Source organism: Streptosporangium sp. NPDC048886, assembly GCF_055586905.1.
In genome coordinates this window covers 168,509-193,280 of record NZ_JBVJHH010000015.1, presented here as the reverse complement: position 1 = coordinate 193,280, position 24,772 = coordinate 168,509, and the positions used below count along the sequence as shown (strand labels likewise).

Genomic DNA, 24,772 nt, shown 5'->3' with positions numbered 1-24,772 from the left:
TATCACCGGGTGTACGGCCGGCGCTGTCACGGTCGTGCGTGACCGTGAGCCGGCCGCGGGGCGCCCGGCGCCGCCCCGCCCGGCGCCCACGGCCGCCGCGGCGGAGGAGGGCCGCCCGCGACCGCGGCGCGGACCGAGCGGCCGCCGCGCGTCACTCCTCGCGGTTGACGGACTCGGGGGAGAAAGCGGGCAGGCAGACGGCGACGTATTCGGCGCCCTCGGGGCCGCAGCTGTAGCGGATCTTCTCGCCCGGCTCGCTCACGAACGCCTGCCCGGCGTTGACCTCGGTCGTGCCCTCCGCGTGCTCCACGACCACCGTGCCCTTGAGCACCAGCGTGTATTCGCCGAACTCCGGCGTCTGGGCCGGCTCGTCCCACCCGGCGGGGGCCCTCATGTGCGCGATCGAGATGCCGCTGTCACCGCTGTTGACCCTGCCGACGTATTCGTCGATCGTCTTGCCGCCCGGGACCGGGATCCGCGTCGCGCTGTCGATTTTGCGTACCATCGGACCAGTCTGTCATCGGTCTCGGCGGGCTCGGGCTCATGCGCTCGGACTCAGTGCCCTCGGGTTCAGCGCACTCGGGCTCAGTGGGCGACGTCGACGACCAGCCGGCTCGGGTTCTTGTGCTCCGTCACCCGGAAGGCCGCCCGGTGGTCCAGGACGATGCCCACCCCCACCACGGCCTCGAAGTCACCGGTCTTGGCCACCTGCCGCACGTTGCCCAGCCCGGCCTGGAAGATCGGCCCGCCTGCCCAGCTCGGGCTGCCCGAGCGGTTGTGCGCGCTGGCCGGGCTCATCGACACCTGGAGGTAGGCGCCGCCCTTGACGTCGATCGGCTCGCCGGACCCGTCCTGGACGAGCTCGGGGACCCACCGCACGCTGTATCCCGGCACGGCCCCCTTCAGGTCGATCACCACGCGGTCGAATCCGCCGTGCCCGGCGAAGCGCACGCCGGTGACGGTCGGCGTCCCGTCGACGGCCCGCTTGACCTCGACCTCCTTGGTGCTCGTCGGAGGCTTCGGCTCCGCCCGCCCCGGGGCGGAGGACGGGGATCCCGGCGACGACGTGGGCGGGGTCGGCGCGGCCGAGGACGCGGGGGCGGCCGAGGATCCGGAGGAGAGATCCTCCGACGCGACGGAGCCACCGCATCCGGCGGCGGACAGGACGAGCGGGACAAGGGCGAGGACGAGGTGGGTGCGCTTCATGATGGCCTCCTGGGTCGTTAGATGCCCCGCACCCGGGAGTGGTTCACCCGATGGCCGAGATCGACCGGATCCGGATCGCTGCAGCGTGCCGGGGCAGGAGCCAGGATCCGGCCGGGAGCCGGGAGGGCGGCACACGACGAGGCCGCCGCGGGACCCGGATCCCCGCGGCGGCCGGCCGTCGTGCCGCGCGGGGCCCGTGTCCCCCCGTACGGCACGCGAGTGTCGTCAGACCGTCTCCAGCACCTTCTCGTCCTCGACGGCGACGGCCGTACGGGGGCGGCGCAGGCCGGTGAGGGCGATCACCAGGCCGACCAGCCCGAGGATCCCGGAGACCGTGATCGCGGCGTGGAAGCCGTCGAGCGGGTCGGCGCTCGTGTTGGAGGTGAGCACCGCCGTCACGATGGCCAGCACGACCGCGCCGCCGACCTGTCCCGAGGTGTTGAGCAGGCCGGAGGCCAGTCCCTGCTCGTCGTCCGCGACGCCGTTGGTGGCCTGGATGTTCAGCGACGGGAAGGACAGGGCGAAGGCGATGCCCAGCAGGACCATGCCGGGGATGATGAGCGTGGCCAGGCTGGGGTCGCCGTCCACCCGCAGGAAGAAGGCGTAGCCGGCGGCCAGCGCGGCCGAGCCGATCACGATCAGCCGGGCGGTGCCGAACCGGTCGGCCAGGCCGCCCATCTTGGTGGACGTCACGGCCACCAGCAGCCCGGCGGGCAGGAACGCCAGGGCGGTCTCCAGGGCCGACCAGTGCAGGAAGTTCTGGAAGTACTGCATGGCCACGAACTGGAAGCCGACGTAGGAGCCGAACAGGATCACCAGGCCGAGGTTGGCCCGGACGATCGGGCCCGAGCGCAGGATGCCGAGCCGTACCAGCGGGTGCTTGACCCGCTGCTCGGCCAGCACGAACACCGCCAGCAGGACCGCGGCGGCCACCAGGGTGGCGATCGTGCGGACCGAGCCCCAGCCCACTTCGGGGGCCTCGACCACGGCGAACACCAGCAGCAGCATCGAGGCGGTGATGGTCACCGCGCCGATGAGGTCGTAGCCGCCCTCGGCCCTCTCCTCGTGGTGCTTGGGCAGGAACCGCAGGGCCGCGGCCAGCGCGATGATCGCGACGGGGACCGGCATGAGGAAGGTCCAGCGCCAACCGAGCTCGGTCAGGAATCCCGAGATGACCAGGCCCAGGGAGAAGCCGCTGGCGCCGGAGGCGGTGAAGATGCTGAGGGCCCTGTTGCGGGCCGGGCCCTCGGCGAAGGTGGTGGTGATGATGGACAGCGCGGCGGGAGCGGTGAACGCGGCGCTGATCCCCTTGATGAAGCGGGCGGCGATCAGCAGCGTGCCGTCGCTGACCAGGCCGCCGAGCAGAGAGGCCACGGCGAAGACCGCCAGTGCGGCCAGGAAGACCCTGCGCCGCCCGAGCAGGTCGGCGGTGCGGCCCCCGAGCAGGAGCAGACCGCCGTATCCGAGCACGTAGCCACTGACCACCCACTGCAGGGAGGAGGTGGACAGGCCGAGGTCGGCCTGGATGGACGGCAGGGCGACGCCCACCATCGAGACGTCGAGTGCGTCGAGGAAGACAACAGCGCAGAGCACTGTGAGCGCGGCCCAGAGGCGCGCGTCCCAGCGCCCGTCGTGGGAGGGATTCATGGTGGGCAACAATACATGCAGATGCATCTAATGCAACCGAATTTAATTCACGTGCACTTAATGCCTGTGCATGATAAGATCCGCGGCATGAGCGAGGAGTACGCGGTCCGCGCGTGGCGAGAGATGCTGGCCAAGCACGCCGCGACCGCCTGCGCACTGGAACGCGAGCTCTCCGAGAGACACCAGCTCGGCATGAGCGAGTTCGAGGTCCTGGAGCGGATGGTCGAGGGCGGCCAGGAGAAATACCGGGTCCAGGAGGTGGCCGACGCGGTCCACCTGAGCCAGAGCGCGTGCTCGCGGCTGATCGCCCGCCTGGAGAAGTCAGGGCTGGTGCACCGGGGGATGTGCGAGGCCGATCGGCGGGGCGTCTTCGTCCTCATCACCGACGAGGGCCGCGCCCGTCATGCGGCGGCGCTGCCCACCCACCGCGCCGTGCTGACGGACATCTTCACCTCCGGCCGGCCGGACCGGCCCTCGTGCTCCAGGCCCGCCGAGACACGGGCCTGAGCGGCCCGGCCGGTCCGTGCGACCCGGACGGCCCGGGCCGGAGCACCAGACGGCGCGCAGCCGGTCCAGGCCGGCCCCGCACCGGACACCCAGCCGGTCCAAGTCGGACCCACGCCAGGGAGCCCGGCCCCGACCGGCCCGGGCCGGACCATCGGACGGCGCCCGCCCCCTCCGGGCCGGGCCGGAGGGGGAGCGGCGGACGGGCGTGGGGCGACGCTCAGGCGGTGATGCGGTCGATGACCAGCGGGAGCAGGCCGGGGTCGGCGGTCTCGCCGACCGTGTAGGCGCCCTCCAGCGCGGCGAGCGCCCGCTCGAAGCGGGACGTCTCGTCGGCGTGCAGGGTCATCAGCGGCTGCCCCTGACGGACCAGGTCACCCGGCCTGGCGTGCAGCATGATGCCCGCGCCGAAGGACACCGGGTCCTCCTTGCGCTCCCGGCCCGCGCCGAGCCGCCAGGCGGCCAGGCCCACGCCGTACGCGTCGAGCCTGGTCAGCACGCCGGACGAGGGCGCGGTGACCTCCAGCGTCTCGGCGGCCCTGGGCAGCAGGGCGTCCGGGTCGCCGCCCTGGGCACTGATCATCCGGCGCCAGACGTCCATCGCCGAACCGTCCTTCAGCGCCTGCTCCGGGTCCTTGCCCCCGGACAGGCCGGCGGCCTGCAGCATCTCCCGCGCCAGCCGCACCGTCAGCTCGACCACGTCGGCCGGCCCGCCGCCGGCGAGCACCTCGACCGACTCGGTGACCTCCAGGGCGTTGCCCACGGCCCGCCCCAGCGGCCGGTCCATGGCGGTCAGCAGCGCGACGGTGTTGACCCCGGCGTCGGTGCCCAGCTCGACCATGGTCGTGGCCAGCTCACGGGCCTGGTCGACGGTCTTCATGAAGGCGCCGGAGCCGACCTTGACATCCAGCACCAGCGCCCCGGTGCCCTCCGCGATCTTCTTCGACATGATCGAGGAGGCGATCAGCGGGATCGACTCGACGGTGCCGGTGACGTCGCGCAGCGCGTAGAGCTTCTTGTCGGCCGGGGCCAGCCCGTCGCCGGCCGCGCAGATGACCGCGCCGGCCTTGCCCAGCACGTCGAGCATCCCCTCGTTGGACAGGGACGCCTGCCAGCCCGGGATCGACTCCAGCTTGTCGAGGGTGCCGCCGGTGTGGCCGAGCCCCCGGCCGGACAGCTGGGGCACGTAGCCGCCGCACGCGGCGACCAGCGGGGCCAGCGGCAACGTGATCTTGTCGCCGACGCCGCCGGTGGAGTGCTTGTCGGTGGTCCGGCCGGGCAGCGCCGACCAGTCCATCCGGGCCCCGGACCGGATCATGGCCTGGGTCCACTCGGCGATCTCCCGCCGGGTCATGCCGTTGAGCAGGATCGCCATCGCGAGGGCGGACATCTGCTCGTCGGCGACGGCCCCCCTGGTGTAGGCGTCGATCACCCAGTCGATCTGCCCGGCCGACAGCTCCCGGCCGTCCCGCTTGGTGACGATGACGTCGATCGCGTCCATGCTCAGGCCCCCCGGCTCAGGTCATCGGGCCCGAAGGCGTACGGCAGGATCTCCGCCATCGGCTTGGGCCCGTCCACGGTCTCCACCAGCAGCGCGTCGCCGCCGAACTCGTACAGCAGCTGACGGCACCGCCCGCACGGCATGAGCAGCTCCTCGTGCCCGTCCACGCAGGTGAAGGCGGTCAGCCGGCCGCCGCCGGTGGCCTGGAGCGCCGACACCAGCCCGCACTCCGCGCACAGCCCGACGCCGTAGGAGGCGTTCTCCACGTTGCAGCCGGACACGATCCGTCCGTCGTCCACCAGCGCCGCGGCGCCCACCGGGAACTTGGAATAGGGGGCGTAGGCGTTCGCCATGGCCCGCACGGCCTCCGCCCGCAGGGCGGCCCAGTCGATGTTCATCTGCTCGTTCCGCTCACGGGCGCGTCGCGGACGACGCGCCCTTCGTCTTGCCCGATGTGGTCACTTCGCCTGCCCCCTGCGGTACGGCACGCCGTCCGCGGCGGGCGGCCGCAGCCGCTGGGCCGCCAGCGACAGCACCAGCAGCGTGGTGATGTGCGGGGTGACCGAGGTGAACTGGGGCGGGATGGTGTCGGTCACGGCGAACACGACGAACACCGCGATCGCCGCGACCCCGGTGATCAGGGCCGCCCTGGCGCGGTTCTGCCGGACGAGCTGGTAGACCGCCACGCCGGCGATCAGGATGGCCACCACCAGCAGCAGCGCGTGCACCGACTCGCCGCCGCGGCGCAGCTGGAGCGCGTCGGTGTAGCCGAACAGCGTCGCGCCGGCCGCCAGGCCGCCCGGACGCCAGTTACCGAAGATCATGGCGGCGAGGCCGATGAAGCCGCGGCCGCCGGTCTGCCCCTCGCGGTAGGCGCTGGCGGCCACCAGCGACAGGAACGCGCCGCCGAGACCCGCCAGGGCGCCGGAGACGACCACCGCGACGTACTTGTAGAGGTAGACGTTGACGCCCAGCGACTCCGCCGCCACCGGCCGCTCGCCGCAGGAGCGCAGCCGCAGGCCGAACGCCGTGCGCCACAGCACGTAGAACGTCAGCGGGACCAGCAGGATCGACAGGAGGGTGAACAGCGAGACGTTGGTGGTCAGGCCCCGCAGGATGCCCGCGACGTCGGACAGCAGGAACCACTGCTTGGTCTCCAGCGTGGCCAGCGGGTCGCCGACCCACGGCAGGCTCACGGTGCCCGGCTTGGGCACGGGGGGCGACTGGGAGTCGCCGCCGCCCGGCATCTCGGCGAACGTCACCTTGGACAGGAACTGGGTGACGCCCAGGCCCAGGATGTTGATCGCGACGCCGGAGATGATGTGGTCGACCCCGAACGTCACGGTGGCGATCGCGTGCAGCAGGCCGCCGATGGCTCCGCCGATCGCGCCGGCGACGACGCCGGCCCAGGGGTTGGCGAAGTGGATCGCCCCCCAGGCGCCGGCCCAGGTGCCCAGGATCATCATGCCTTCGAGACCGATGTTGACCACGCCGGCCCGCTCGGACCACAGACCGCCGAGGCCGGCCAGGCCGATCGGCACGGCCAGCGCGACGGCCGCGTTGATCGCCCCCGCAGAGGTGAGGTCGACAGCACCGGTGACGGCGCGGGTGAACGACAGCAGGACGACCAGCCCGCCGAAGGCGAGCAGGAGAACCTGCCAGGTGAGTCTGAACTTGACGGGCTTCTTCGGCTCCTCCAGCGGAGCCTCCGCCAGGGTCACGGCGCCTCCGCTCATGCCGACGCTCCTTCAGCCTGGGCCGGGGTGCCACTCGCCAGTTCCTTGCTCACCCGGCGCTGGCCGGCGGTGATCTGGTAACGGTGGACCAGCTCGTAGGCGATGATGACCGAGAGCACGATCGTGCCCTGCATGATGGTGACGATCTCCGGGGAGATCTCGTGCAGCTGCAGGATGCTCGACGAGGTGTCGAGGAAGGCCCACAGCAGCGCGCCGAAGGCGATGCCGACGGGGTTGTTCCGGCCGAGCAGCGCGATCGCGATACCGGTGAAACCGAGCCCCGTGGGGAAGTCCAGGCTGTAGCTGTAGGACGCGCCGAGCAGCTGGGGCATACCGACCAGGCCGGCCACCGCACCGGACAGGATCATCGCCAGCAGGATCATCTTCTTGACGTTGACGCCGCTGGCCACCGCGGCCGACTCCGAGCGGCCGGTGGCGCGCAGGTCGAAGCCGAAGCGGGTGCGGTTGAGCAGCACGTGATAGAGGATTCCCATGACGATCGCCAGGATGATCAGGCCGAACACCTTGCTCTGGGTGCCGGGGATGATCTCCAGGCCGGGCACCTGACCGGACGGGGCGATCGGCTTGGTACCGATGTTGTTGCTGCCCGACACCTCGACCGCGAGACGGTCCTTGTTGAGCAGCCAGGCGCCGAGCGCGGTGGCGATGGCGTTCAGCATGATCGTGGAGATGACCTCGCTGACGCCCCGCCTGACCCGCAGCAGGCCGGCGATCGACGCCCAGCCCGCGCCGACCACCATGGCGACGAAGATGATGAGGGCGACGTGCAGCGGGGCGGGCAGCGCCACCGCGCCGCCCACGGCCGCCGCGACCAGCGCCGCCAGGCGGTATTGGCCGTCGACGCCGATGTTGAACAGGTTCATCCGGAACCCGATCGCCACCGCCAGCGCCGACAGGTAGTAGGTCGTCGCGGAGTTCAGGGTCAGCACGATCGAGCGCGGCTGCACGCCGTAGTCGACCATGACGCCCAGCGTCTCCAGGGGCGGGTCACCGGTGACCAGCAGGACGATCGAGGTGATCAGGCCGGCGAACACGATGGCGAGGATCGGCGCGGCGAGCGAGAGCAGGCCGCCGAGCCGGACCCGGCCGAGCAGCCGGTCGGCGAAGCTCGACTCCGCGGGGCTCATGCGACCCCCCCGGCTGCCGTGCGGGGGCGCCGCGCCTCGGGGAACGCACTCGTTCGGTGCGCTGCGTGGATGTTCATGCCGCCTCTCCAGCACCGGTCATGGCCGACCCGAGCTGCTCGGGCGTCACCGTCCGCGGATCCACGTCCGCGACGATGCGGCCGCGCAGGATCACCTTCAGCGTGTCCGACAGGCCGATGAGCTCGTCCAGGTCCGCCGAGATCAGCAGCACGGCCAGGCCCGCGGCGCGCGCGGCCCGCAGGTGGTCCCAGATCGCGGCCTGGGCGCCGACGTCCACACCGCGCGTCGGGTGGGAGGCGATCAGGAACACCGGGTCGCCGCTCATCTCCCGGCCGACGATCAGCTTCTGCTGGTTGCCGCCGGACAGGGCGGCGGCGTCCACGTCGATGCCCGGGGTGCGGACGTCGTACTCCTCGACGATGCGCTGGGTGTCCTTGCGGGCGCCGCCGCGGTCGATCCAGGGGCCCCGGACGTTGGGGCGCCGTGTCTGGTGACCGAGGATCCGGTTCTCCCAGAGCGGGGCCTCCAGAAGCAGGCCGTGCCGGTGCCGGTCCTCGGGGATGTAACCGATGCCGGCCTCGCGGCGGCGCAGCGTCGGCCAGGCGGAGATGTCCTCCTCGCTGAGGCGGATCTCCCCCTCCGCGGCGCGCATGCCCATGATGGCCTCGACGAGCTCGGCCTGGCCGTTGCCCTCGACGCCGGCGATGCCGAGCACCTCGCCCTTGCGGATGTCGAAGCTGACCTCGTCGATGAGACAGCGCTCCTCGGCCGAGTGGACGCTCAGGTTGCGTACCGAGAGCGCGACCACGTCGGTGACGGTGGAGTCACGGGTCTCCGGGCTGGGCAGCTCGCTGCCGACCATGAGCTCGGCCAGCTGCCTGGCGGTCACGCCCTTGGGCGACACGCTGGCGACGGTGGTGCCGCGCCGGATGACGGTGATGGCGTCGGCGACCGAGAGCACCTCGTCCAGCTTGTGCGAGATGAAGATGATCGTGAGGCCCTCGCGGACCAGCTCACGCAGGTTGTCGAAGAGCTCGTCCACCTCCTGCGGCACGAGCACGGCGGTCGGCTCGTCCAGGATGAGGATCCGGGCGCCGCGGTAGAGGACCTTGAGGATCTCCACCCGCTGCCGGGCGCCGACGCCCAGGTCCTCCACCATGACGTCGGGGTCGATGCCGAGGCCGTAGGAGTCGGAGATCTTCCTGATCTTCGTGCGGGCGGCGCGGAAGTCGATCGCGACCCCACCGGTGCGGGGCTCGTTGCCGAGGATCACGTTCTCCAGCACGGTCAGGTTGTCGGCCAGCATGAAGTGCTGGTGGACCATGCCGACGCCCACCGCGATCGCGTCGGCCGGGGAACGGAAGCTCGTGACCGTCCCGTTGACGCGGATCTCGCCCTCGTCGGGGCGCTGCATGCCGTACAAGATCTTCATGAGGGTGGACTTGCCCGCGCCGTTCTCTCCGACGACGGCATGCACGTGGCCCTGCTGCACAGATAGGGAGATGTCGCGGTTGGCCACGACGCCGGGGAATCGTTTTGTGATCCCCGCGAGTTCGACGGCCGGGGTCGGGGTGCTGATGACGGCCTCCTCCGCACGGGTGGCCCTGTTTGCGGAACGGGATGGTTGAGACTGACCGAAGGGCCCGGGGAATCATCCGCCGGGCCCTTCATTACTACCAGGTCAGGAGGTCTTCTCCGGCACGGTGATCTCGCCGGAAATGATCTTCTGCTTGTACTCGTCGAGCTTGGTCTTGATGTCGTCGACCTGGCCACCGGTGGTGGAGTAGTCGACGCCGCCGGCCTTGAGGTCGTAGATCGTGGTGCCGCTCTTCACCGTGCCGCCGCTGAAGCTCTTCAGGAAGTCGAAGACGGCGACGTCGACCTTCTTGATCATGGAGGTCATGATGACGCCCTGCAGCTCGGCGGCCGCGGTCTTGGCCTGGTCGGAGTCGACGCCGATGGCCAGGCCCTTGGCGGCCTTGGCCGCCTCGAACACGCCGCTGCCGGAACCGCCCGCGGCGTGGTAGACCACGTCGGCGCCCGCGTCGAACATGCCCTCGGCCGCCGTCTTGCCCTTGGCCGGGTCGTTGAAGCCGGCGAAGTCCGGCGGCTGGGTCAGGTATTTGACGTCGACCTTGACGTCGGACTTGACCGCCTTGGCGCCCGCGGCGAAGCCGGCCTCGAACTTCTGGATCAGCGGCACCTGGACGCCGCCGACGAAGCCCACGTGGTTCTTCTTCGACTTCAGCGCCGCGGCGGCGCCGATGATGAAGGAGCCCTCGTGCTCGGCGAACAGGAGGTTGGAGATGTTGGGACCCGTCGCGGCGGCGTCGTCGACGATCGCGAACTTGACGTCCGGGAACTCGGCGGCGACCTTCTTCACCGGGCCGGAGTAGGCGAAGCCGATCGCGACGATCGGGTTGAAGCCGCCGGAGGCGAGCAGGCGCAGCCGCTCCTCCTTGGCCGCCTCGGTCTCGCCGTTGCTGGCCTCGATCTCCTTGGCCTCGGCCAGGCCGAGCTCGGTCTTGGCCTTGTCCAGACCGGCGGCGGCGGCGTCGTTGAACGACTGGTCGCCACGGCCGCCGATGTCATAGGCGAGACCGACCTTCGCACCCGTCGCGGCCGGAGCCGAGCTGGCGCCCCCGTCGCTCGGCTTGGCCGACGTGGTCGAGCCGTCGCCTCCACCACACGCGGCAGCCCCCATGAGCATGCTGCCCGTCAGTACGGTAGCTGCCAGCTTGCCGAATCGGTTCTGAAGCAAGATGGACCCCCTTCGCGTCTCAGTGCACGCGCGAAGAGACGCACGGCAACCCTGCACGGAAGATAGTTGGTCGACCAGGGTTGACCAAACCAGCGCACGGGTCCGAAATAGGTCCGTTATGCAGCTCACGCCGCCTTGTGACACAGGAAGGCGGCCGATCCTACCCGCCGGTAGCACCGTCCGGCGTCACGATATGGCGGCCGATCACGAACGATCTTCTCTGCGGCCCTGCCCGCGCCGACCCGTCGGCGGCCGTGGCCGGAAAGAGTGATGACCGCGACCGCAGAGAGCTCAGCGTCGCAGGACGCGGATCCGGCGGAGAAAAGAAAGCGGACCCGGTAGAGAAAATCAGACCCGGTGGAGAAAAGCGACCGCGACCGCCTTGGGCGTCTGATCAAACCATGGAAGACATCTGCCGCCTCCCGTCGGCCGTGCCTCCTGGAGGAAACACCCGGCGCCCGCCGAATTGACCGCCGGTTACGCCATGGCGCGCATTGACGTCCGTGGCCGGGGAACATTCGCGTCCGCGGCCGGGGAAGGAGCGAAACCTCCGCCCGGTCGCCGCCCGGCCGGAGCTCGGCCCACCCCGGATCGGAGGGCCGAGGCGACCGCGGCGCGATGCGGCGCGCCTCGGAAGATCAGCCGGAACCCGCCTCCATCAGGGGGAACCGTGCCACGTGAGCTGACAGCCGGTGGCCAGGGCGCCCGCCCGGCCGTCAGCGGAGCAGGTCCCGGGTGCGTCCGCCCCTCACCGACCCGACCACCACAATGCAAGCATCAGAGCATTTGCGAAGGCGCCGGCGAATTCCGTTCGGTGAGCCCGTCCGGCGGTGCGCGGAAAACGCGGAGAACAACGTGACGCATCCCGCGCCGGCGACATCCGTCAGCCCGGATCGGGTCCGGATCGGGTCCGGCCGTCGACGTCGAGTGAAGTCGACGTCGAGTGAAATGGAGCGGCCGGGCAGGGCCGCGGACGACGTCCACGATTATCGGCGACGACATTCGCCGGACTCCGATCCTTGACGGCTGGTCCCCCGGCCGCCGTGCCGTCCGGCTCCCCGCCCTCCGGGGGGAGCCGGACGGCCCCCGGCCCTTCAGGACATCGCGATGCCCGCGACCGGTTCGGCCGAGGTGGGGCGCCGCCCCTCCCAGAGCGCGGTCAGCGCGGTCGCCGCCAGGAACCGCACGCCGGTGCCGATGCACGTCTCGTCCACGTCGAAGGTGCCCTGGTGGATGTCGGCCAGGTGGTCCGAGCCCGGCTTGCGGGTGCCCAGCCGGGCGTATGCCCCCGGGACGGACTCCAGATACCAGCCGAAGTCCTCGCCGCCCAGGCTCTGCTGCGTCGGCACGGCGGAGCCCTCCCCGAGCACGCCCATCGCGGCCTCGGTCAGCATCTGCACGCTGACCTTGTCGTTGACGACGGGCGGCACACCGCGGGCGTAGTCCATCCGGGCCTCGACCCCGTAGGCGCCCGCGACCGAGTCGAGCAGCCCCTTGATCAGCTCCGGGGCCGCGTGCCAGGCGTCCTCGTCCAGGCAGCGCACGGTGCCCTCGGCGACTCCGTCGTCCGGGATCGCGTTGGCCACCGAGCCCGCCTCGACCCGGCCCCAGACGAGGCTCAGCGACGAGCGCGGGTCGACCCGGCGCGACAGTCCGGCGGGCAGCTCCGTGAGGATCTTGGCGAGGGCGAAGACCAGGTCGGCGGTGAGGTGCGGCCGGGCGGTGTGCCCGCCGGGGCCGCTCACCCGGATCGTGACCTTGTCGCAGGCGGAGGTGATCGGCCCGGCCTTGAGGCCGACCTTGCCGACCTCCACCCGGGGGTCGCAGTGCAGGCCGAAGATCCGGTCGACACCGCTGATCCCGCCCGAGGCCATGACCTCCAGCGCCCCGCCGGGAAGCTCCTCGGCGGGCTGGAAGATCAGCCGGACCCGGCCGGGCAGCAGCCCGGCCTCCGCCTGCTGGGCGAGGAAGAGCGCGGTGCCGAGCAGGATCGTGGTGTGCACGTCGTGGCCGCAGGCGTGGCACACGCCGGGGACGGTGGAGCTGTAGGGCACGTCCTTCTCGTCCGGCACGGGCAGCGCGTCGATGTCGGCCCGCAGCGCCACGGTCGGCCCGTCGCCGCTGCCGACCTCGCAGATCAGACCGGTGCCGCGCGGCAGGACCGAGGGCATGAGACCGGCCGCGGTCAGGCGGTCGGCGACGCGCTGCGTCGTGCGGTATTCGGCGAACGCGAGCTCGGGATGCATGTGCAGGTCGCGGCGGAAGCCGATCAGGTCCTGCTCATGCCCGGCGAGGAACGTGTCGAGTTCTCCCCGAAAATTACGCCCCCGCATTGGTCACCATCCCATCCGCGCCAGCAGCCTGATCTCGACGCACCGTGCCACTGCCCAGAATCACGCGATCCATGAGACAGCCCGAAAATTGATCGTCGCACCGGTGGGCCGGAGTGGGTGCCGTGGGCCGTGCCGGCGCGACTGACGGATCGCCGGCGCGGGAGCGGCGGACCAGGGTGAGACCACCGGCGCGCTGACGATGACATCGACTTTATCTCTCCTCCGTGGCCGCCCGCCGACATCTAGACCAAATGTTTTGCCGTCCCATCCACTACTCCTGTGCCTCGTGACCCACCCGGACCAGAGCCGATGACCCGGATTGGCTAGGGGCGGTAGCCGTACCGGGTGGTGCGGCCCCCGAGGTGACCGTCCGTGGCTCCGTTGAAACATTGACGACCTGGCAATTTACGTCACCTCAGGTGCCAGTCATCGAACCCGAGAGAGTGATGCAAACCGGAAGAATGCGTGCTTCACTCCGCATATGATCACTAAAATCCCGTTCGGAAAGAAGCACGCCGGGTTAAGCATCTTCGAACCGAACGAGGGGACCCTGGTGGTCATCCCGTCACTCTCACTCCCCCAGGACGAGCTGCGCAGGATCACCGGCGCCCTCTGCTACGAGGAGCGGCTGCTGTTTCTCCTGCTCACCCTCAGGCAGCCGGGCGTCGGAGTCGTCTACCTGTCCTCGGCGCCGGTGGACACCGCGATCGTGGACTACTACCTGAGCTTCCTCGACGACCCCGACGAGGCCCGCACCCGCCTGCAAATGATCAGTTTGGATGATCCGCGCACGCAGCCGCTCACCGTGTCGGTGCTACGCCGTCCGGACGTCGTCGGGCGGATCCGGGCGGCGCTCGGCGGCACGGCGGACGCCTGGATGGTGCCGTTCGTGGTCAGCGAGCACGAGGAACGGCTCGCCGAGGTCCTCGGCCTGCCGATCTACGGCCCGGCCACCTCGCTGGCCCACCTGGGCTCCAAGAGCGGCGGGCGCATGGTCGGCGAGGAGGCGGAGGTGCCGATGGCGCGGGGCTTCGCCGACCTGCGGTCGCTGACCGAGGTGGAGCACGCCGCCCGCGCGCTGAGCCCCACGACGAAGTTGATGGTCAAGCTCAACAACAGCTACTCCGGGCTGGGCAACGCCATCGTGATCAAGGACGAGCGGCCGCTCACCGCCTGTCACACGAGCTTCTCGGCGGCGGGTGAGACCTGGACGACGTTCGCCGAGAAGATCGCCGAACGGGGCGCGGTGATCGAGGAGTTCGTCGAGGGCCGGCCGCTGCGCTCCCCCAGCGCCCTGGCCAGGATCACCCCCGGCGGCGCCTACGACGTGGTCGCCACGCACGAGCAGCTCCTCGGCGGCCCGAACGGCGACGTCTACCAGGGCTGCGCCTTCCCCGCCCATCCGGACTACCGTGCCCAGGTGGGCGAGTGCGCCGAGCGGATCGCCCGCGTCCTCGCCGGACGGGGCGTGGTCGGCCTGTTCGGCATGGACTTCTTCGCCGTCAAGACCGACGCCGGCTACCGGGCCCTGCTGTGCGAGGTCAACCTGCGCATCGGCGGCACCACGCACCCGTTCGGCGCCGCGCTGCTCACCACCGGCGCCGCCTACGATCCCGGCACCGGCACGCTCATGTACGGCGACCAGCCCAAGTGCTACGTGGCCACCGACAACTGCACCGCCCCCTGCCTGCGGGGCCGCACCCCCGCGGAGGTCGTCAAGCTGGTCCACGACAAGGGCCTCGGCTTCGACCGCGAGACCCGCACGGGCAACGTGCTGCACCTGCTCGGCGCGGTCCCGGAGTTCGGCAAACTCGGTTTCACCAGCATCGGCGACTCGGCCGAGGAGGCCGCCGAGCTACACCGAAGGACCCTGCGGGCGCTTCGCCAGTCCGCGTAGGCCGATCACGCCGAGCACGATCGCCAGGACGATGTTCACGGCGATCAGGATGCCGTGGACCACGTAGAAGGCCGTCGGGTGTCCGCCCGCGAGGTTGAAGCCGAGATTGATCCACTCGAAGACCATGAAAGCGGCGACGGCGAGCAGGAATACGGCGATCTTTCGCGACATTTGCATGACATCAGTATTCCGTTACCTGATGTGTCCCCTGGTCAGCGTGTGGGGCACGGCATGTGAATCGGCACGAAGCTACCCTGAGATCACTATGGGGATGAAACACGTCGCGCCCGTCGGGGTGCTGCTCGCGGCGACCGCCTTCCTGGGCGTTCCCGCATATGCCGAGAAAGCGCCCGTCGGCGGGAACGAGCTCGGCGAGCGGGGCATCATCGCCCCCACAGGGGTGAAGGCGCCGCCGAAGACGGCCGCGAAGGCCTACGTGATCGCCGACGCCGACACCGGGGAGGTCCTCGCCGCCAAGGATCCGCACGGGCGATACCTGCCGGCGAGCACGCTCAAGGCCCTGACCGCGCTCACCCTCATCCCGAAGCTCGACAAGAGCCGGAAGGTCAGGCCGAGCAACCGCGCCGTGAACGAGGAGGGCAGCGCCGTCGGCCTGGTCTCCAAACCGATCTACACCGTCGAGGACCTCTTCAAGGCGTTGATGCTGGTCTCGGGCAACGACTGCGCGATGGCGCTGGCCGAGGCCAACGGCGGCCTGGCCGAGACGCTGAAGGACATGAACGCCGAGGCCAAGCGGCTGCAGGCCCTCGACACGGTGGCCAAGACGCCGAGCGGGCTGGACAAGCCCGGCCAGAGCAGCTCGGCCTACGACCTGGCGCTGATCGCGCGGGCCGGACTGGCCAATGCCGACTTCCGGCGCTATATCAGCACGAAGACCGATAAGTTTCCCGCGCCCAAGGGCTACTACGAGATCGGCAACCACAACAAGCTGCTCTGGCGCTACAAGGGCATGATCGGCGTCAAGAACGGCTGGACGTCCAAGGCCATGGGCAGCTTCGTCGGCGCGGCCAAACGGAACGGGCACACCGTCATCGTGTCGATCATGCGGCACGACGGTTACTTCTGGGACGAGGTCGCCGACCTGCTCGACTGGGGCTTCGCCACCCGCGGAAAGATCACCCCGGTCGGCCGGCTGGTGGACCCGCTCCCCGCGGCCGCCCCCATGCCGACCGGCCCGACCACCCCGCCCGCGACGCCGCCGTCACCGGCGCCCCGCCCCGGCAGCACAGGAGCCGCCCCGGCCTCCGGGGACGGCTCCCCCGCGGCCATCCCGGTGGGCCTCTACGTGCTCGGCGCGGGCCTGCTCGGCGGCGGGATCTGGCTGGTGTACGGCATGCGCAGGCGGTCCCGCTAGGCGCGGGCCCGGCACGTCCAGGCGGCACGTCCAAGCGGCACGGCCGGGTGAGGGGCCCGGCCGGATTGAGGATCCGGCCGGGTGAGGAACCCGGCCGGGTGAGGGGCCGTAGACGGGTGAGGGGCCGCGGACGGGCCCACCGGGCCGCCAAATGTCCCTTATGAGCACGGACAGGCTTACGGCCACAAAAGGGGCGGTCGGGTCCGCTGGAGCGGCTAAAGGTTAGAGAGGGACGCCCGCGGCGGGGATCGGGGTGGGCTCGGGGGGCGGGCCGAGCGAGGAGGTCTCCGTCCAGGCGGCCGCGTAGAGGATCACCCGGACCGACAGGTTGATCCAGACCAACAGCCCGACCATCACCGCGAACACCCCGTAGATGGGGTTGTTCAACGTCCTGGCCAGGATCAACGCGGCGAGCTGCTTGAGGATGCCGAAGCCGAGCGCGCCCAGCAACGCACCCCGCAGCACGACCCGGAGCGGCTGCCTCGACCGGCCCATCCAGCGCAGGATGATCACGAACAGCACGGTGTCCGCCAGGACGCTGACCACCAGGCCGACGAGCCCGATCGAATTGCTGCCGATCACCGACTGCGACAGGCCCAGCCATCCGGCCACGGTCCCGCCGGCCTGGGTGGCGAAGCCGCCGACCAGCACCGAGGCGATCATCGTGACGCCGACCAGGACCAGGGCGGCCAGGTCGCGGAGCTTGGCCAGGAAGTAGTTGAGCGGCGCCTCGGCGGTCATGGAGACCTCGCGGAGCGCGCCGCGCAGGGCGTCGACGGCGCCGAGCCCGGCGTAGAGCAGGCCGAGCAGGCCGATGATCCCGGCGCTGGCCCGCGAGTCGGCGATCTGCTGGATCGGGAGCTGGTCGGCGAGGCCGGGGAGATACTGGTCGATGGCCCGCTGGAGGGTCCTGACGGCGTCCGGCCGGACGGACAGGAAGTAGCCGAAGACCGCGAAGGCCAGCGCGATGATCGGGAAGAACGACAGGAACGCGAAGTAGGTCACCGCCCCGGCCAGCCGGTCACCGGACTGGATCTGGTATCGCTGCACGGTCCTGATCAGATGATCGAACCAGGGCCACCGGATCCGGGTGGAGCCGATCCTCGACCGGCCCCACTCACGGAACACTTCGATCCGTTCCTGCACGCTCGTCACCCGCGTCACCTACCCAATTACCGCCCCGCCGTGCGCGGGGCCGGGCACCTCCCGCGGGCGGTCGCCCGGCGGGCCGCTGGGTGTCGGGGGATCGAGCTGTCAGCGGGTCAGCGGGTGGGCAGGAATCCCGCCCGGTCGCGGACCCTGGTCATGGTCTCGGCGGCCACGGCGCGGGCCCGCGCGGCGCCGGCGGCGAGCATCTTGTCGAGCTCGGCCTCGTCGGCCAGCAGCTTCTCGGTCCGCTCCCGGATCGGCGTGAAGGTCTCCACGACGGCCTCGGCCACGTCCTTCTTGAAGGTGCCGTAGCCCTGCCCGGCGTAACGGGCCTCCAGCTCGGGGATCGGCGTGCCGGTCAGCGCGGACTGGATGCGCAGGAGGTTGGTGATGCCGGGCTTGTTCTCGTCGTCGGCGAGGACCTCGGAGCCCGTGTCGGTGACCGCGCGCATGATCTTCTTGCGGAGCGGCCCCGGCTGCTCCAGCAGGTCCAGGATGCCGCCGGGCGAGGACGACGACTTGGACATCTTGGCCGTGGGGTCCTGCAGGTCGGTGATCTTCTCGACGCCTTCGACGATGTGCGGCTTGGGCAGCGTGAAGGTCTCGCCGAAGCGGTGGTTGAAGCGCTGCGCGAGGTCGCGGGTGAGCTCCAGGTGCTGCTTCTGGTCGGCCCCGACCGGGACCTGGTCGGCCTGGTAGAGCAAGATGTCGGCGGCCTGCAGGATCGGGTAGGTGAACAGGCCGACGCTGGCCGAGCTCTCACCGGTCTTCGCCGACTTGTCCTTGAACTGGGTCATCCGGCCGGCCTCGCCCATGCCGGTGAGGCAGATCAGCACCCAGGCCAGCTCGCTGTGCTCGCGGACGTGGCTCTGCACGAAGACCGTGGAGCGCTCCGGGTCCAGGCCGGCGGCGAACAGCTGGGCGGCGGCGACCCTGGAACGCCTGCGCAGCGTCTCGGGCTGGTAGTCCACCGTGATCGCGTGCAGGTCGACGACGCAGTAGAACGCGTCATAGCCGTCCTGCATCGCGACGTACTGCCGCACGGCACCGAGGTAGTTGCCCAGGTGGAAGGAGTCGGCAGTGGGCTGGATTCCGGAGAGGACACGGGGACTGGCCATAGCACGTAATTGTGTCAGGTGTCGGGAGTGATCGGTGACTCCGACTCGAAAGCAGCCGGCGTCTCCGGTGCGGAGGCGGCCGACGGGCCCCACTCTCAGGAGCGGTGGGCGTCCCCGGGGTCTCAGGGAGCGGTGGGGGTCCCCGGGCCGGGGGCGGCCGACGACCCGGAATCGGGGGCGCTGGACGGCCCCGGACCGGGAGGGGCGGGCGTCCCAGGGCCGGGAGGGGCGGGCGTGTCCGGGCCGGGAGCGGCGGGCGCCTCCGGCGGAGGGGTGCGGCGCTTGATGCGGACCCGGGAGACCCGGCGGCCGTCCATGTCCGTGACCGACATCTCGAAACCCGGGATCTCCACTCGCTCCCCCAGCGTCGGCAGATGCCCCAGGGCCGCCATGACGAACCCGCCCAGGGTCTCGTAGGGGCCGTCGGCCAGCCGGATCCCGGTCTCGGTCGCGACCTCGTCGAGGTTGGCCAGCCCGTCGAGCTCCACCTCTCCAGCGGGCAGCACGACCTGCTCGTCCTCGACGTCGTGCTCGTCGCGGATGTCGCCGATGAGCTCCTCGACCAGGTCCTCAAGGGTGACGATGCCGGCGGTGCCGCCGTACTCGTCGACCACGATCGCCAGGTGGTGCCCCTCGCCGCGCATCTCCGACAGCGTGGGCAGCACCCGTTTGCTGGTGGGGACCAGCTTGACCGGGCGGATCGGCACCAGCTCGCTGATCGGCTCGATGGACCCGGTCAGCACCGGGTCGAGCAGGTCCCTGATGTGGATGAAGCCCACGATGTCGTCGTAGGAGTCGCGGTAGATCGGGAAGCGGGAATGCGGCATGGCGGCGGCCAGGACGGCGGCCTCGGCCAGCGGGGTGTCGGCCGCCATGAACTCCACCTCGGTGCGCGGCAGCATCACCTCGCGGAGCTGCCGCTTGCCCGCGGCGAAGACCTCCGCGATCAGGTTCCGCTCGTCCGCGGCGAGCTCGTGGTGGCCGACCACCATGTCGCGCAGCTCCTCGGTGGAGATCTCCTCGCGGTCGGCCTCGGGATTGCCGCCGAGCAGCTTGACCACGCCGTCGGTGGACTTGGACAGGGCCCAGATGACCGGCCGCGACAGCGCGGCCATCCGGTCCAGGAACGGCGCGACCAGCAGCGAGATCCCCTCGGCGCGCTGCCGGGCGATCCGCTTGGGCGCGAGCTCGCCCAGCACCAGCGAGAGGTAGGAGATGGCCAGCGTCACCAGCACCAGGGAGAGAGGGGCCGCGACGGCGTCGGGCACACCCCATCCGTCCACGACCGGGATCAGGTCCTGGGCGAGGGTGTCGGCGCCGAACGCCGCCGACAGCATGGTCGCCACGGTGACGCCGATCTGCACCGCCGACAGGAAGCGGTTGGGGTCACGGGCGAGCTTGGCCGCCCGCGCTCCCCTGCGGCCCCGGGTGCCGATCCTGCGGACCTGACTCTCCCTGAGGGAGACCATGGCCATCTCGGCGGCGGCGAAGAACCCCCCGATCAATACGAAAAGCATGACCAAGGCGATGTTCGCCAGGACGCTGTTCACGAGACTGTCTCCGTCATGGCCGTCGCCCGTTCCGACTGTGGCCGATATTTGATGAGCCAGCATATGCTGGCAGTAGCCTTACAAAAATAAACACATTCAGACACCATCAAACAGGAGGCTCTGTGAAGCTGCTGGTCACCGGAGGCGCCGGATACATAGGCAGCGTCGTCTCGGCGCAACTCGTCGAGGCGGGCCACCAGGTCACCGTGCTGGACGACCTGTCCACCGGCCACGCCGACGCGGTGCCGCCGGGCGCGCGCTTCGTGGAGGGGTCGATCACCGAGGCCGCGGACGTGCTGCCCGGGATGGACGGCGTGCTCCACTTCGCGGCGAAGTCCCTGGTCGGCGAGTCGGTGGAGAAGCCCGGCCTTTACTGGGCGCACAACCTCGGCGGCACCTTGGCCCTGCTCGACGCCATGCGGACCGCCGGGGTCGGCAGGATCGTGTTCTCCTCCACCGCCGCCACCTACGGCGAGCCGGAGCGCTCCCCGATCGCGGAGACCGACCCCACCCGGCCGACCAACCCCTACGGCGCGTCCAAGCTCGCCGTCGACACCGCGCTGACCACCTTCGCCGGGCTGTACGGCCTGGCCGCGGTGAGCCTGCGCTACTTCAACGTGGGCGGCGCCCACACCGGCGGCGACGGCCGGGTCTACCGCGAACGGCACTCCGTGGAGACCCACCTGATCCCTAACGTCCTCGCCGTCGCGCTCGGCCTGCGCGAGTCGGTCAGCGTGTTCGGCACGGACTACCCCACTCCCGACGGGACATGCGTCCGCGACTACATCCACGTGGGCGACCTGGCCCGGGCCCATCTGCTGGCGCTTGAGGCCTGCTCGGCGGGCGAGCACAAGATCTACAACCTGGGCAGCGGCACGGGCTTCTCGGTGCAGGAGGTCCTGTCGGTCTGCCGCGAGGTCACCGGGCACGAGATCCCGGCGGTCGTGCGCGAGCGCCGGGCCGGGGACCCCGCGGTGCTGGTGGCCTCCTCGGAGCGGATCCAGCGCGAACTCGGGTGGAAGCCGGAGCACCCGTCCGTCCGTGACATCGTCGCCGACGCCTGGGCCGCGCTGCCCCGCTGACCGACCGCGGCGGGCGCCCGGCCGTCCACGGCCGGGCGCCGCCCGGGTAGGCCCGTCAGGCGGGAGACCTGGGGCCGCGACAGGCGGGAGGGCCGGGGACAGGGCTTAGCGCAGGTTGATGCGGGCCATGTTGTTGGCGGGGCGGCGGTCGCCCACGTGAGTGGAGTAGACGGTCGCCTTGGCCCGCAGCGCGCGCCGCTGGGCGCGGAAGGCCAGCCGGAGACTGACCCGCTTACCGGAGCCGACCGCGCCCAGCCTGCAGCCGACGAGCCCGGGGAACGACCGGCACCGCGCACCCCGCGCCGACAGGAAACGCGCGCTCCTGGTGTGGAAGAAGAGCGCGGCGTCGCGGACGACCCGGGGCCCCCGGTTGCGGACGACCGCGCCCATCATGACCAGCCGGCCGGCCCGCGCCTTGCGCGACAGCCGGACCGCCAGGTCGGCCCCCTCGTCCACCGGGGTCAGCGTCCGGGCGGAGTTGTTCTCCTCGTTGCCGTCCACGATCTCCGAGGAGAGCGTCGCGGTCGCCTCCAGCGGGCCGCGCGCGCCCGGGCGGACCAGGCCGCTGATCGTCACCCCGCCACTGCCGCCGGCCATGACGTCCTGCGGGGAGGCGCAGACCACCTCGTTGGCCGTCACGCCCGGACGGCACTCGGCGACGTCGACGCGGAGGATCTCCACCCCCTCGGGCACCCGGACGGTGAGCAGGGGCAGCACCGCGTCCTCGGGCCCGATGTTGCGCACCTCCGCCCGGTAGAGGAGCGGCTGCCCCGGCTGCGCGATCCTCGGCGAGTTCTCCAGCCGTACGGACAGATCGGCTCCGCCCGGACTGTTTCTCCCCGGCTCGGCCAGCACCGCTCCGGGCACTCCGACGAGAGCAAGACTGACTATTCCAACGACGACCCGCGCCGCACCATGCGCCATGAACACCGATCCCCCGACCCTCAATGATCATTTAACGCCGGGGGGCCGCCGGACGGCATGTTCGACACGCCGCCAAATCGCCGCGCGCTCCGCCACGGCGGGCGCCCCGGCCACCGGGACGCTGACCCACGGGAGACAGGACGGCGGGGACTCCAGCCCGCGGGGAGGCGGGATCTCGGGGACGTCGAGTCTCATGGACCGGGCCCCGGAGACACGGAAGGGGCCCCGGCGGACCGGGGCCCCTTCCCTTGAACGCGGAGGAGCCGTCGTGAGCCCGGCCGGGGCCGGGCTCGGACAGGATCGAGCTCAGCCGGGGCCGGGCTCACACGAGGCCGGGATCAGATGAGACCGAGCTCGCGGACGGCGGCGCGCTCCTCTTCGAGCTCACGCACTGAGGCGTCGATGCGCTCGCGGGAGAAGGCGTCGATCTCCAGACCCTGGATGATCTCCCACTTGCCGCCGCGCGAGACGACGGGGAAGGAGGAGATGAGGCCCTCGGGCACGCCGTACGAGCCGTCGGAGGGGATCGCGGCGGAGGTCCACTCGGCGCCGTTGACCCAGTCGAAGACGTGGTCGATCGCGGCGTTGGCGGCGGAGGCGGCCGAGGACGCGCCCCGGGCCTCGATGATCGCGGCGCCGCGCTTGGCGACGGTCGGGATGAAGGTGTCGCGCAGCCAGGCCTCGTCCACCTGCTCGGCGGCGATCTTGCCACCGACCTCGGCGTGGAACAGGTCGGGGTACTGGGTGGCGGAGTGGTTGCCCCAGATGGTCATCTTCTTGATCTCGGTGACCGGGACCTGGAGCTTGGCGGCGAGCTGGGAGAGCGCGCGGTTGTGGTCCAGGCGGGTCATCGCGGTGAAGCGCTCCGCCGGGACGTCCGGGGCGTGCTGCTGGGCGATCAGCGCGTTGGTGTTGGCCGGGTTGCCCACGACCAGGACGCGGATGTCGTCGGCCGCGTTGTCGTTGATGGCCTTGCCCTGCGGGCCGAAGATGCCGCCGTTGGCCTGGAGCAGATCGCCGCGCTCCATGCCGGCCGTGCGCGGGCGGGCGCCCACCAGCAGCGCGACGTTGGCGCCGTCGAACGCCTTGCCGGCGTCGTCGGTGACCTCGATACCGCTCAGCAGCGGGAACGCGCAGTCGTCGAGCTCCATCGCGGTGCCCTCGGCGGCCTTGACCGCCTGCGGGATCTCCAGCAGGCTCAGCTTGACCGGGACGTCGGCGCCCAGCAACTGGCCCGACGCGATGCGGAACAGCAGCGCGTAGCCGATCTGACCGGCGGCGCCGGTGACGGTGACCTTTACGGGAGTCTGGGCCATGACCTTCCCCCACTCGAAGGATGAACTGTGACGCTCGGATGTTACCCGTCCAGTGTCGCCGGTCCTGCGGCGAGTGCCTTGATCCGGCCTCCCGGCAGCGCGATCAGCGCCAGGAGGGCGACGAGCGCCCCGCCGACGGCGAGCCAGGGGATGACGCTCGCGGTGGCGGCGGCATGGGCGGCCGGCAGCCCGTGGACGGGCGCCTCCTGCGCGACGACGGAGGCGTAGAAGGTACCGGCGAGGGCCAGGGCGACCGAGCCGCCGATCTGCCGGAAGAAGGTCAGGTTCGCGCTGGCGGTGCCGGTGAACCGCGGCGGGACCGAGTATTGCACCGCCACGGTCAGGCCGGACAGCATCGGCCCCATGCCGAGGCCGAGCAGCGCCATCCACCCGGCTAGGGCCAGGCCCGGGGTCCCGACCGTGATCCCGGCGCAGAGCAGCGCCCCGACCGCCATGAGCAGCGCCCCGGCGATCAGCCACGGCTTGTAGCGCTGGGTCCTGGACATCAGGGCCCCGGCGATCCCGCTGCCGGCCACCATCCCGAGCATGAGCGGGTAGATGCGCAGACCCGAGTCCGTGGCGCTGAGCCCGACGGCCTCCTGGAAGTAGCGGGGCAGGAACACCACCCCGGCGTAGAGGCAGAACGCGGTGCAGAAGGAGACCGCGTTGGCCAGCGTGTAGGTCCGGTTGCGGAACAGCTCCAGGGGGATGATCGGCTCCGCCGCCCCGCGCTCGACGAGGACGAACAGCGCCAGCAGCACGGCCGCGGCCACGATGGGCCACAGCACGGGCCCGCTGGTCCAGGTGTGGCCGTCCAGGCCCTTCTCGGTCAGGCCGACGAGCAGCGCGCCGATCGCCCCGCTGAAGACGGCGATGCCGAGGTAGTCGGGGCGGGTGCCGCGGCCCTGGCCGGCCACGTGCGGCAGCCGCGCCACGACGATCGCGATGAGGACCAGGCCGATGGGGAGGTTGACCATGAAGGCCCAGCGCCAGCTCGCCTGGTCGGTGAAGACGCCGCCGAGGAAGGGGCCGGCGATGTAGCTCAGCGCCATCACCCCGCCCATCGCGCCCTGGACCCGGCCGCTCCTGTCCGGCGGGAACAGGTCGACCACCAGGGCCAGAGAGAGGGGCAGCAGCGCCCCGGCGCCCAGGCCCTGCAGCGCCCGGAAGGCGATGAGCTGGTTCATGTCCTGGGCGAGGCCGCACAGGAGCGAGCCGAGCAGGAACAGCACGACGCCGACGAGCAGCAGGGGCTTGCGCCCGTAGGTGTCCGACAGCCTGCCGTACAGCGGGACGGTGATCGTGGAGGTCAGCAGATAGGCCGTCACGACCCAGGTGTAGAGGCCCACGCCGCCGAGCTCCTGGGTGATCCGGGGCAGGGCGGTCCCGACGATCGTCTGGTCGAGCATGGCCAGGAACATCCCGCCGAGGACGGCGAGGAGGAGCAGCCCGTTCTTGGGTTTGGGAGGGGACGCCGCGAGAGGAGGCGATACGTCAGTAGACACAT

Annotated in this window: 21 protein-coding genes; 4 read left to right on the top strand and 17 right to left on the bottom strand. The window is 71.0% G+C overall.

From position 1 onward, the window contains the following. Nucleotides 1-151: 151 nt before the first annotated feature. The 3 genes from ACZ6R6_RS20680 to ACZ6R6_RS20670 form a co-directional block, all read right to left on the bottom strand. Complete coding sequence (locus ACZ6R6_RS20680) at nt 152-505, bottom strand: cupin domain-containing protein (protein ID WP_306859296.1); 354 nt, start codon at nt 503-505, stop codon at nt 152-154. Nucleotides 506-585: 80 nt separating this feature from the next. Beyond that, entirely contained in the window at nt 586-1,206 is a 621-nt protein-coding gene (locus ACZ6R6_RS20675) for an AMIN-like domain-containing (lipo)protein (protein ID WP_470095508.1), read from the bottom strand. A 225-nt stretch (nt 1,207-1,431) separates the two neighbouring features. After that, nucleotides 1,432-2,853, bottom strand: a complete 1,422-nt coding sequence (locus ACZ6R6_RS20670) for an MFS transporter (RefSeq protein ID WP_470095506.1) — start codon at nt 2,851-2,853, stop codon at nt 1,432-1,434. An 87-nt stretch (nt 2,854-2,940) separates the two neighbouring features. On the opposite strand from ACZ6R6_RS20670, the gene ACZ6R6_RS20665 reads away from it, so the two are divergent. Next, the gene (locus ACZ6R6_RS20665) at nt 2,941-3,360 is read left to right on the top strand and encodes a MarR family winged helix-turn-helix transcriptional regulator (RefSeq protein WP_470095504.1); all 420 of its coding nucleotides are present in this window, start codon (nt 2,941-2,943) and stop codon (nt 3,358-3,360) included. Between the two features lie 217 nt (nt 3,361-3,577). On the opposite strand, the gene ACZ6R6_RS20660 is transcribed toward ACZ6R6_RS20665, so the two are convergent. The 7 genes from ACZ6R6_RS20660 to ACZ6R6_RS20630 all read right to left on the bottom strand — a co-directional run bounded on the left by ACZ6R6_RS20660 (nt 3,578) and on the right by ACZ6R6_RS20630 (nt 12,854). Then, the gene (locus tag ACZ6R6_RS20660) at nt 3,578-4,858 is read right to left on the bottom strand and encodes a thymidine phosphorylase (RefSeq protein WP_470095502.1); all 1,281 of its coding nucleotides are present in this window, start codon (nt 4,856-4,858) and stop codon (nt 3,578-3,580) included. Nucleotides 4,859-4,860: 2 nt separating this feature from the next. Continuing rightward, nucleotides 4,861-5,256, bottom strand: coding sequence for a cytidine deaminase (locus tag ACZ6R6_RS20655; protein ID WP_470095500.1), 396 nt, complete (start codon nt 5,254-5,256; stop codon nt 4,861-4,863). A 60-nt stretch (nt 5,257-5,316) separates the two neighbouring features. Continuing rightward, nucleotides 5,317-6,594, bottom strand: a complete 1,278-nt coding sequence (locus ACZ6R6_RS20650) for an ABC transporter permease (protein WP_470095498.1) — start codon at nt 6,592-6,594, stop codon at nt 5,317-5,319. Continuing rightward, a complete protein-coding gene (locus ACZ6R6_RS20645; protein ID WP_470095496.1) occupies nt 6,591-7,742 on the bottom strand; it encodes an ABC transporter permease in 1,152 nt (383 codons plus the stop codon). The genes ACZ6R6_RS20650 and ACZ6R6_RS20645 overlap by 4 nt, the downstream gene beginning before the upstream one ends. 73 nt (nt 7,743-7,815) lie before the next feature. Then, nucleotides 7,816-9,339, bottom strand: coding sequence for an ABC transporter ATP-binding protein (locus ACZ6R6_RS20640; RefSeq protein ID WP_470095548.1), 1,524 nt, complete (start codon nt 9,337-9,339; stop codon nt 7,816-7,818). A gap of 102 nt (nt 9,340-9,441) precedes the next feature. After that, nucleotides 9,442-10,521 carry a BMP family lipoprotein gene (locus ACZ6R6_RS20635; protein ID WP_470095494.1) on the bottom strand — a complete coding sequence of 360 codons (1,080 nt, stop codon included), beginning with the start codon at nt 10,519-10,521 and terminating at the stop codon, nt 9,442-9,444. 1,094 nt (nt 10,522-11,615) lie between these two features. Continuing rightward, complete coding sequence (locus ACZ6R6_RS20630; protein ID WP_470095492.1) at nt 11,616-12,854, bottom strand: M20 family metallopeptidase; 1,239 nt, start codon at nt 12,852-12,854, stop codon at nt 11,616-11,618. Between the two features lie 481 nt (nt 12,855-13,335). Between ACZ6R6_RS20630 and ACZ6R6_RS20625 the strand changes: the two genes are divergently transcribed. Then, a complete protein-coding gene (locus ACZ6R6_RS20625; protein WP_470095490.1) occupies nt 13,336-14,751 on the top strand; it encodes a peptide ligase PGM1-related protein in 1,416 nt (471 codons plus the stop codon). Here ACZ6R6_RS20625 and ACZ6R6_RS20620 read toward each other — a convergent pair. Next, the gene (locus ACZ6R6_RS20620) at nt 14,710-14,928 is read right to left on the bottom strand and encodes an SCO4848 family membrane protein (RefSeq protein WP_470095488.1); all 219 of its coding nucleotides are present in this window, start codon (nt 14,926-14,928) and stop codon (nt 14,710-14,712) included. The genes ACZ6R6_RS20625 and ACZ6R6_RS20620 overlap by 42 nt on opposite strands. Before the next feature lie 94 nt (nt 14,929-15,022). Between ACZ6R6_RS20620 and ACZ6R6_RS20615 the strand changes: the two genes are divergently transcribed. Then, on the top strand, nt 15,023-16,126 hold the full coding sequence (locus tag ACZ6R6_RS20615) for a D-alanyl-D-alanine carboxypeptidase family protein (RefSeq protein WP_470095486.1): 1,104 nt from the start codon (nt 15,023-15,025) through the stop codon (nt 16,124-16,126). 222 nt (nt 16,127-16,348) lie between these two features. Here the strand turns inward: ACZ6R6_RS20615 and ACZ6R6_RS20610 are convergent, their stop codons facing one another. From ACZ6R6_RS20610 to ACZ6R6_RS20600, 3 genes are all read right to left on the bottom strand, one after another. Continuing rightward, on the bottom strand, nt 16,349-17,281 hold the full coding sequence (locus ACZ6R6_RS20610; protein ID WP_470095484.1) for a YihY/virulence factor BrkB family protein: 933 nt from the start codon (nt 17,279-17,281) through the stop codon (nt 16,349-16,351). A gap of 107 nt (nt 17,282-17,388) precedes the next feature. Then, the gene (gene trpS, locus ACZ6R6_RS20605; protein ID WP_306859322.1) at nt 17,389-18,393 is read right to left on the bottom strand and encodes a tryptophan--tRNA ligase; all 1,005 of its coding nucleotides are present in this window, start codon (nt 18,391-18,393) and stop codon (nt 17,389-17,391) included. A gap of 122 nt (nt 18,394-18,515) precedes the next feature. Further along, on the bottom strand, nt 18,516-19,943 hold the full coding sequence (locus ACZ6R6_RS20600; RefSeq protein ID WP_470095482.1) for a hemolysin family protein: 1,428 nt from the start codon (nt 19,941-19,943) through the stop codon (nt 18,516-18,518). Between the two features lie 122 nt (nt 19,944-20,065). On the opposite strand from ACZ6R6_RS20600, the gene galE reads away from it, so the two are divergent. Further along, nucleotides 20,066-21,025 carry a UDP-glucose 4-epimerase GalE gene (galE, locus tag ACZ6R6_RS20595; RefSeq protein WP_470095480.1) on the top strand — a complete coding sequence of 320 codons (960 nt, stop codon included), beginning with the start codon at nt 20,066-20,068 and terminating at the stop codon, nt 21,023-21,025. A 105-nt stretch (nt 21,026-21,130) separates the two neighbouring features. Here the strand turns inward: galE and ACZ6R6_RS20590 are convergent, their stop codons facing one another. The 3 genes from ACZ6R6_RS20590 to ACZ6R6_RS20580 all read right to left on the bottom strand — a co-directional run bounded on the left by ACZ6R6_RS20590 (nt 21,131) and on the right by ACZ6R6_RS20580 (nt 24,770). Then, nucleotides 21,131-21,949 (bottom strand): COG1361 family protein, encoded by an 819-nt coding sequence (locus ACZ6R6_RS20590; RefSeq protein WP_470095478.1) that lies wholly within the window; start codon nt 21,947-21,949, stop codon nt 21,131-21,133. Between the two features lie 338 nt (nt 21,950-22,287). Continuing rightward, complete coding sequence (locus ACZ6R6_RS20585) at nt 22,288-23,265, bottom strand: malate dehydrogenase (RefSeq protein ID WP_451931757.1); 978 nt, start codon at nt 23,263-23,265, stop codon at nt 22,288-22,290. Nucleotides 23,266-23,306: 41 nt separating this feature from the next. After that, nucleotides 23,307-24,770: an MDR family MFS transporter gene (locus ACZ6R6_RS20580; protein ID WP_470095476.1), complete on the bottom strand. Its 1,464-nt coding sequence runs from the start codon at nt 24,768-24,770 to the stop codon at nt 23,307-23,309. Between the last annotated feature and the right edge of the window lie 2 nt (nt 24,771-24,772).

Excerpts from the sequence above, each read along its gene's own strand:
- ACZ6R6_RS20660 (WP_470095502.1), bottom strand. The coding sequence starts at position 4,858 with ATGGACGCGATCGACGTCATCGTCACCAAGCGGGACGGCCGGGAGCTG.
- ACZ6R6_RS20630 (WP_470095492.1), bottom strand. The coding sequence starts at position 12,854 with ATGCGGGGGCGTAATTTTCGGGGAGAACTCGACACGTTCCTCGCCGGG.
- ACZ6R6_RS20620 (WP_470095488.1), bottom strand. The coding sequence starts at position 14,928 with ATGCAAATGTCGCGAAAGATCGCCGTATTCCTGCTCGCCGTCGCCGCT.
- ACZ6R6_RS20670 (WP_470095506.1), bottom strand. The coding sequence starts at position 2,853 with ATGAATCCCTCCCACGACGGGCGCTGGGACGCGCGCCTCTGGGCCGCG.
- ACZ6R6_RS20675 (WP_470095508.1), bottom strand. The coding sequence starts at position 1,206 with ATGAAGCGCACCCACCTCGTCCTCGCCCTTGTCCCGCTCGTCCTGTCC.
- ACZ6R6_RS20615 (WP_470095486.1), top strand. The coding sequence starts at position 15,023 with ATGAAACACGTCGCGCCCGTCGGGGTGCTGCTCGCGGCGACCGCCTTC.
- ACZ6R6_RS20665 (WP_470095504.1), top strand. The coding sequence starts at position 2,941 with ATGAGCGAGGAGTACGCGGTCCGCGCGTGGCGAGAGATGCTGGCCAAG.
- trpS (WP_306859322.1), bottom strand. The coding sequence starts at position 18,393 with ATGGCCAGTCCCCGTGTCCTCTCCGGAATCCAGCCCACTGCCGACTCC.
- ACZ6R6_RS20585 (WP_451931757.1), bottom strand. The coding sequence starts at position 23,265 with ATGGCCCAGACTCCCGTAAAGGTCACCGTCACCGGCGCCGCCGGTCAG.
- ACZ6R6_RS20645 (WP_470095496.1), bottom strand. The coding sequence starts at position 7,742 with ATGAGCCCCGCGGAGTCGAGCTTCGCCGACCGGCTGCTCGGCCGGGTC.
- ACZ6R6_RS20625 (WP_470095490.1), top strand. The coding sequence starts at position 13,336 with ATGATCACTAAAATCCCGTTCGGAAAGAAGCACGCCGGGTTAAGCATC.
- ACZ6R6_RS20680 (WP_306859296.1), bottom strand. The coding sequence starts at position 505 with ATGGTACGCAAAATCGACAGCGCGACGCGGATCCCGGTCCCGGGCGGC.
- ACZ6R6_RS20590 (WP_470095478.1), bottom strand. The coding sequence starts at position 21,949 with ATGGCGCATGGTGCGGCGCGGGTCGTCGTTGGAATAGTCAGTCTTGCT.
- ACZ6R6_RS20650 (WP_470095498.1), bottom strand. The coding sequence starts at position 6,594 with ATGAGCGGAGGCGCCGTGACCCTGGCGGAGGCTCCGCTGGAGGAGCCG.
- ACZ6R6_RS20655 (WP_470095500.1), bottom strand. The coding sequence starts at position 5,256 with ATGAACATCGACTGGGCCGCCCTGCGGGCGGAGGCCGTGCGGGCCATG.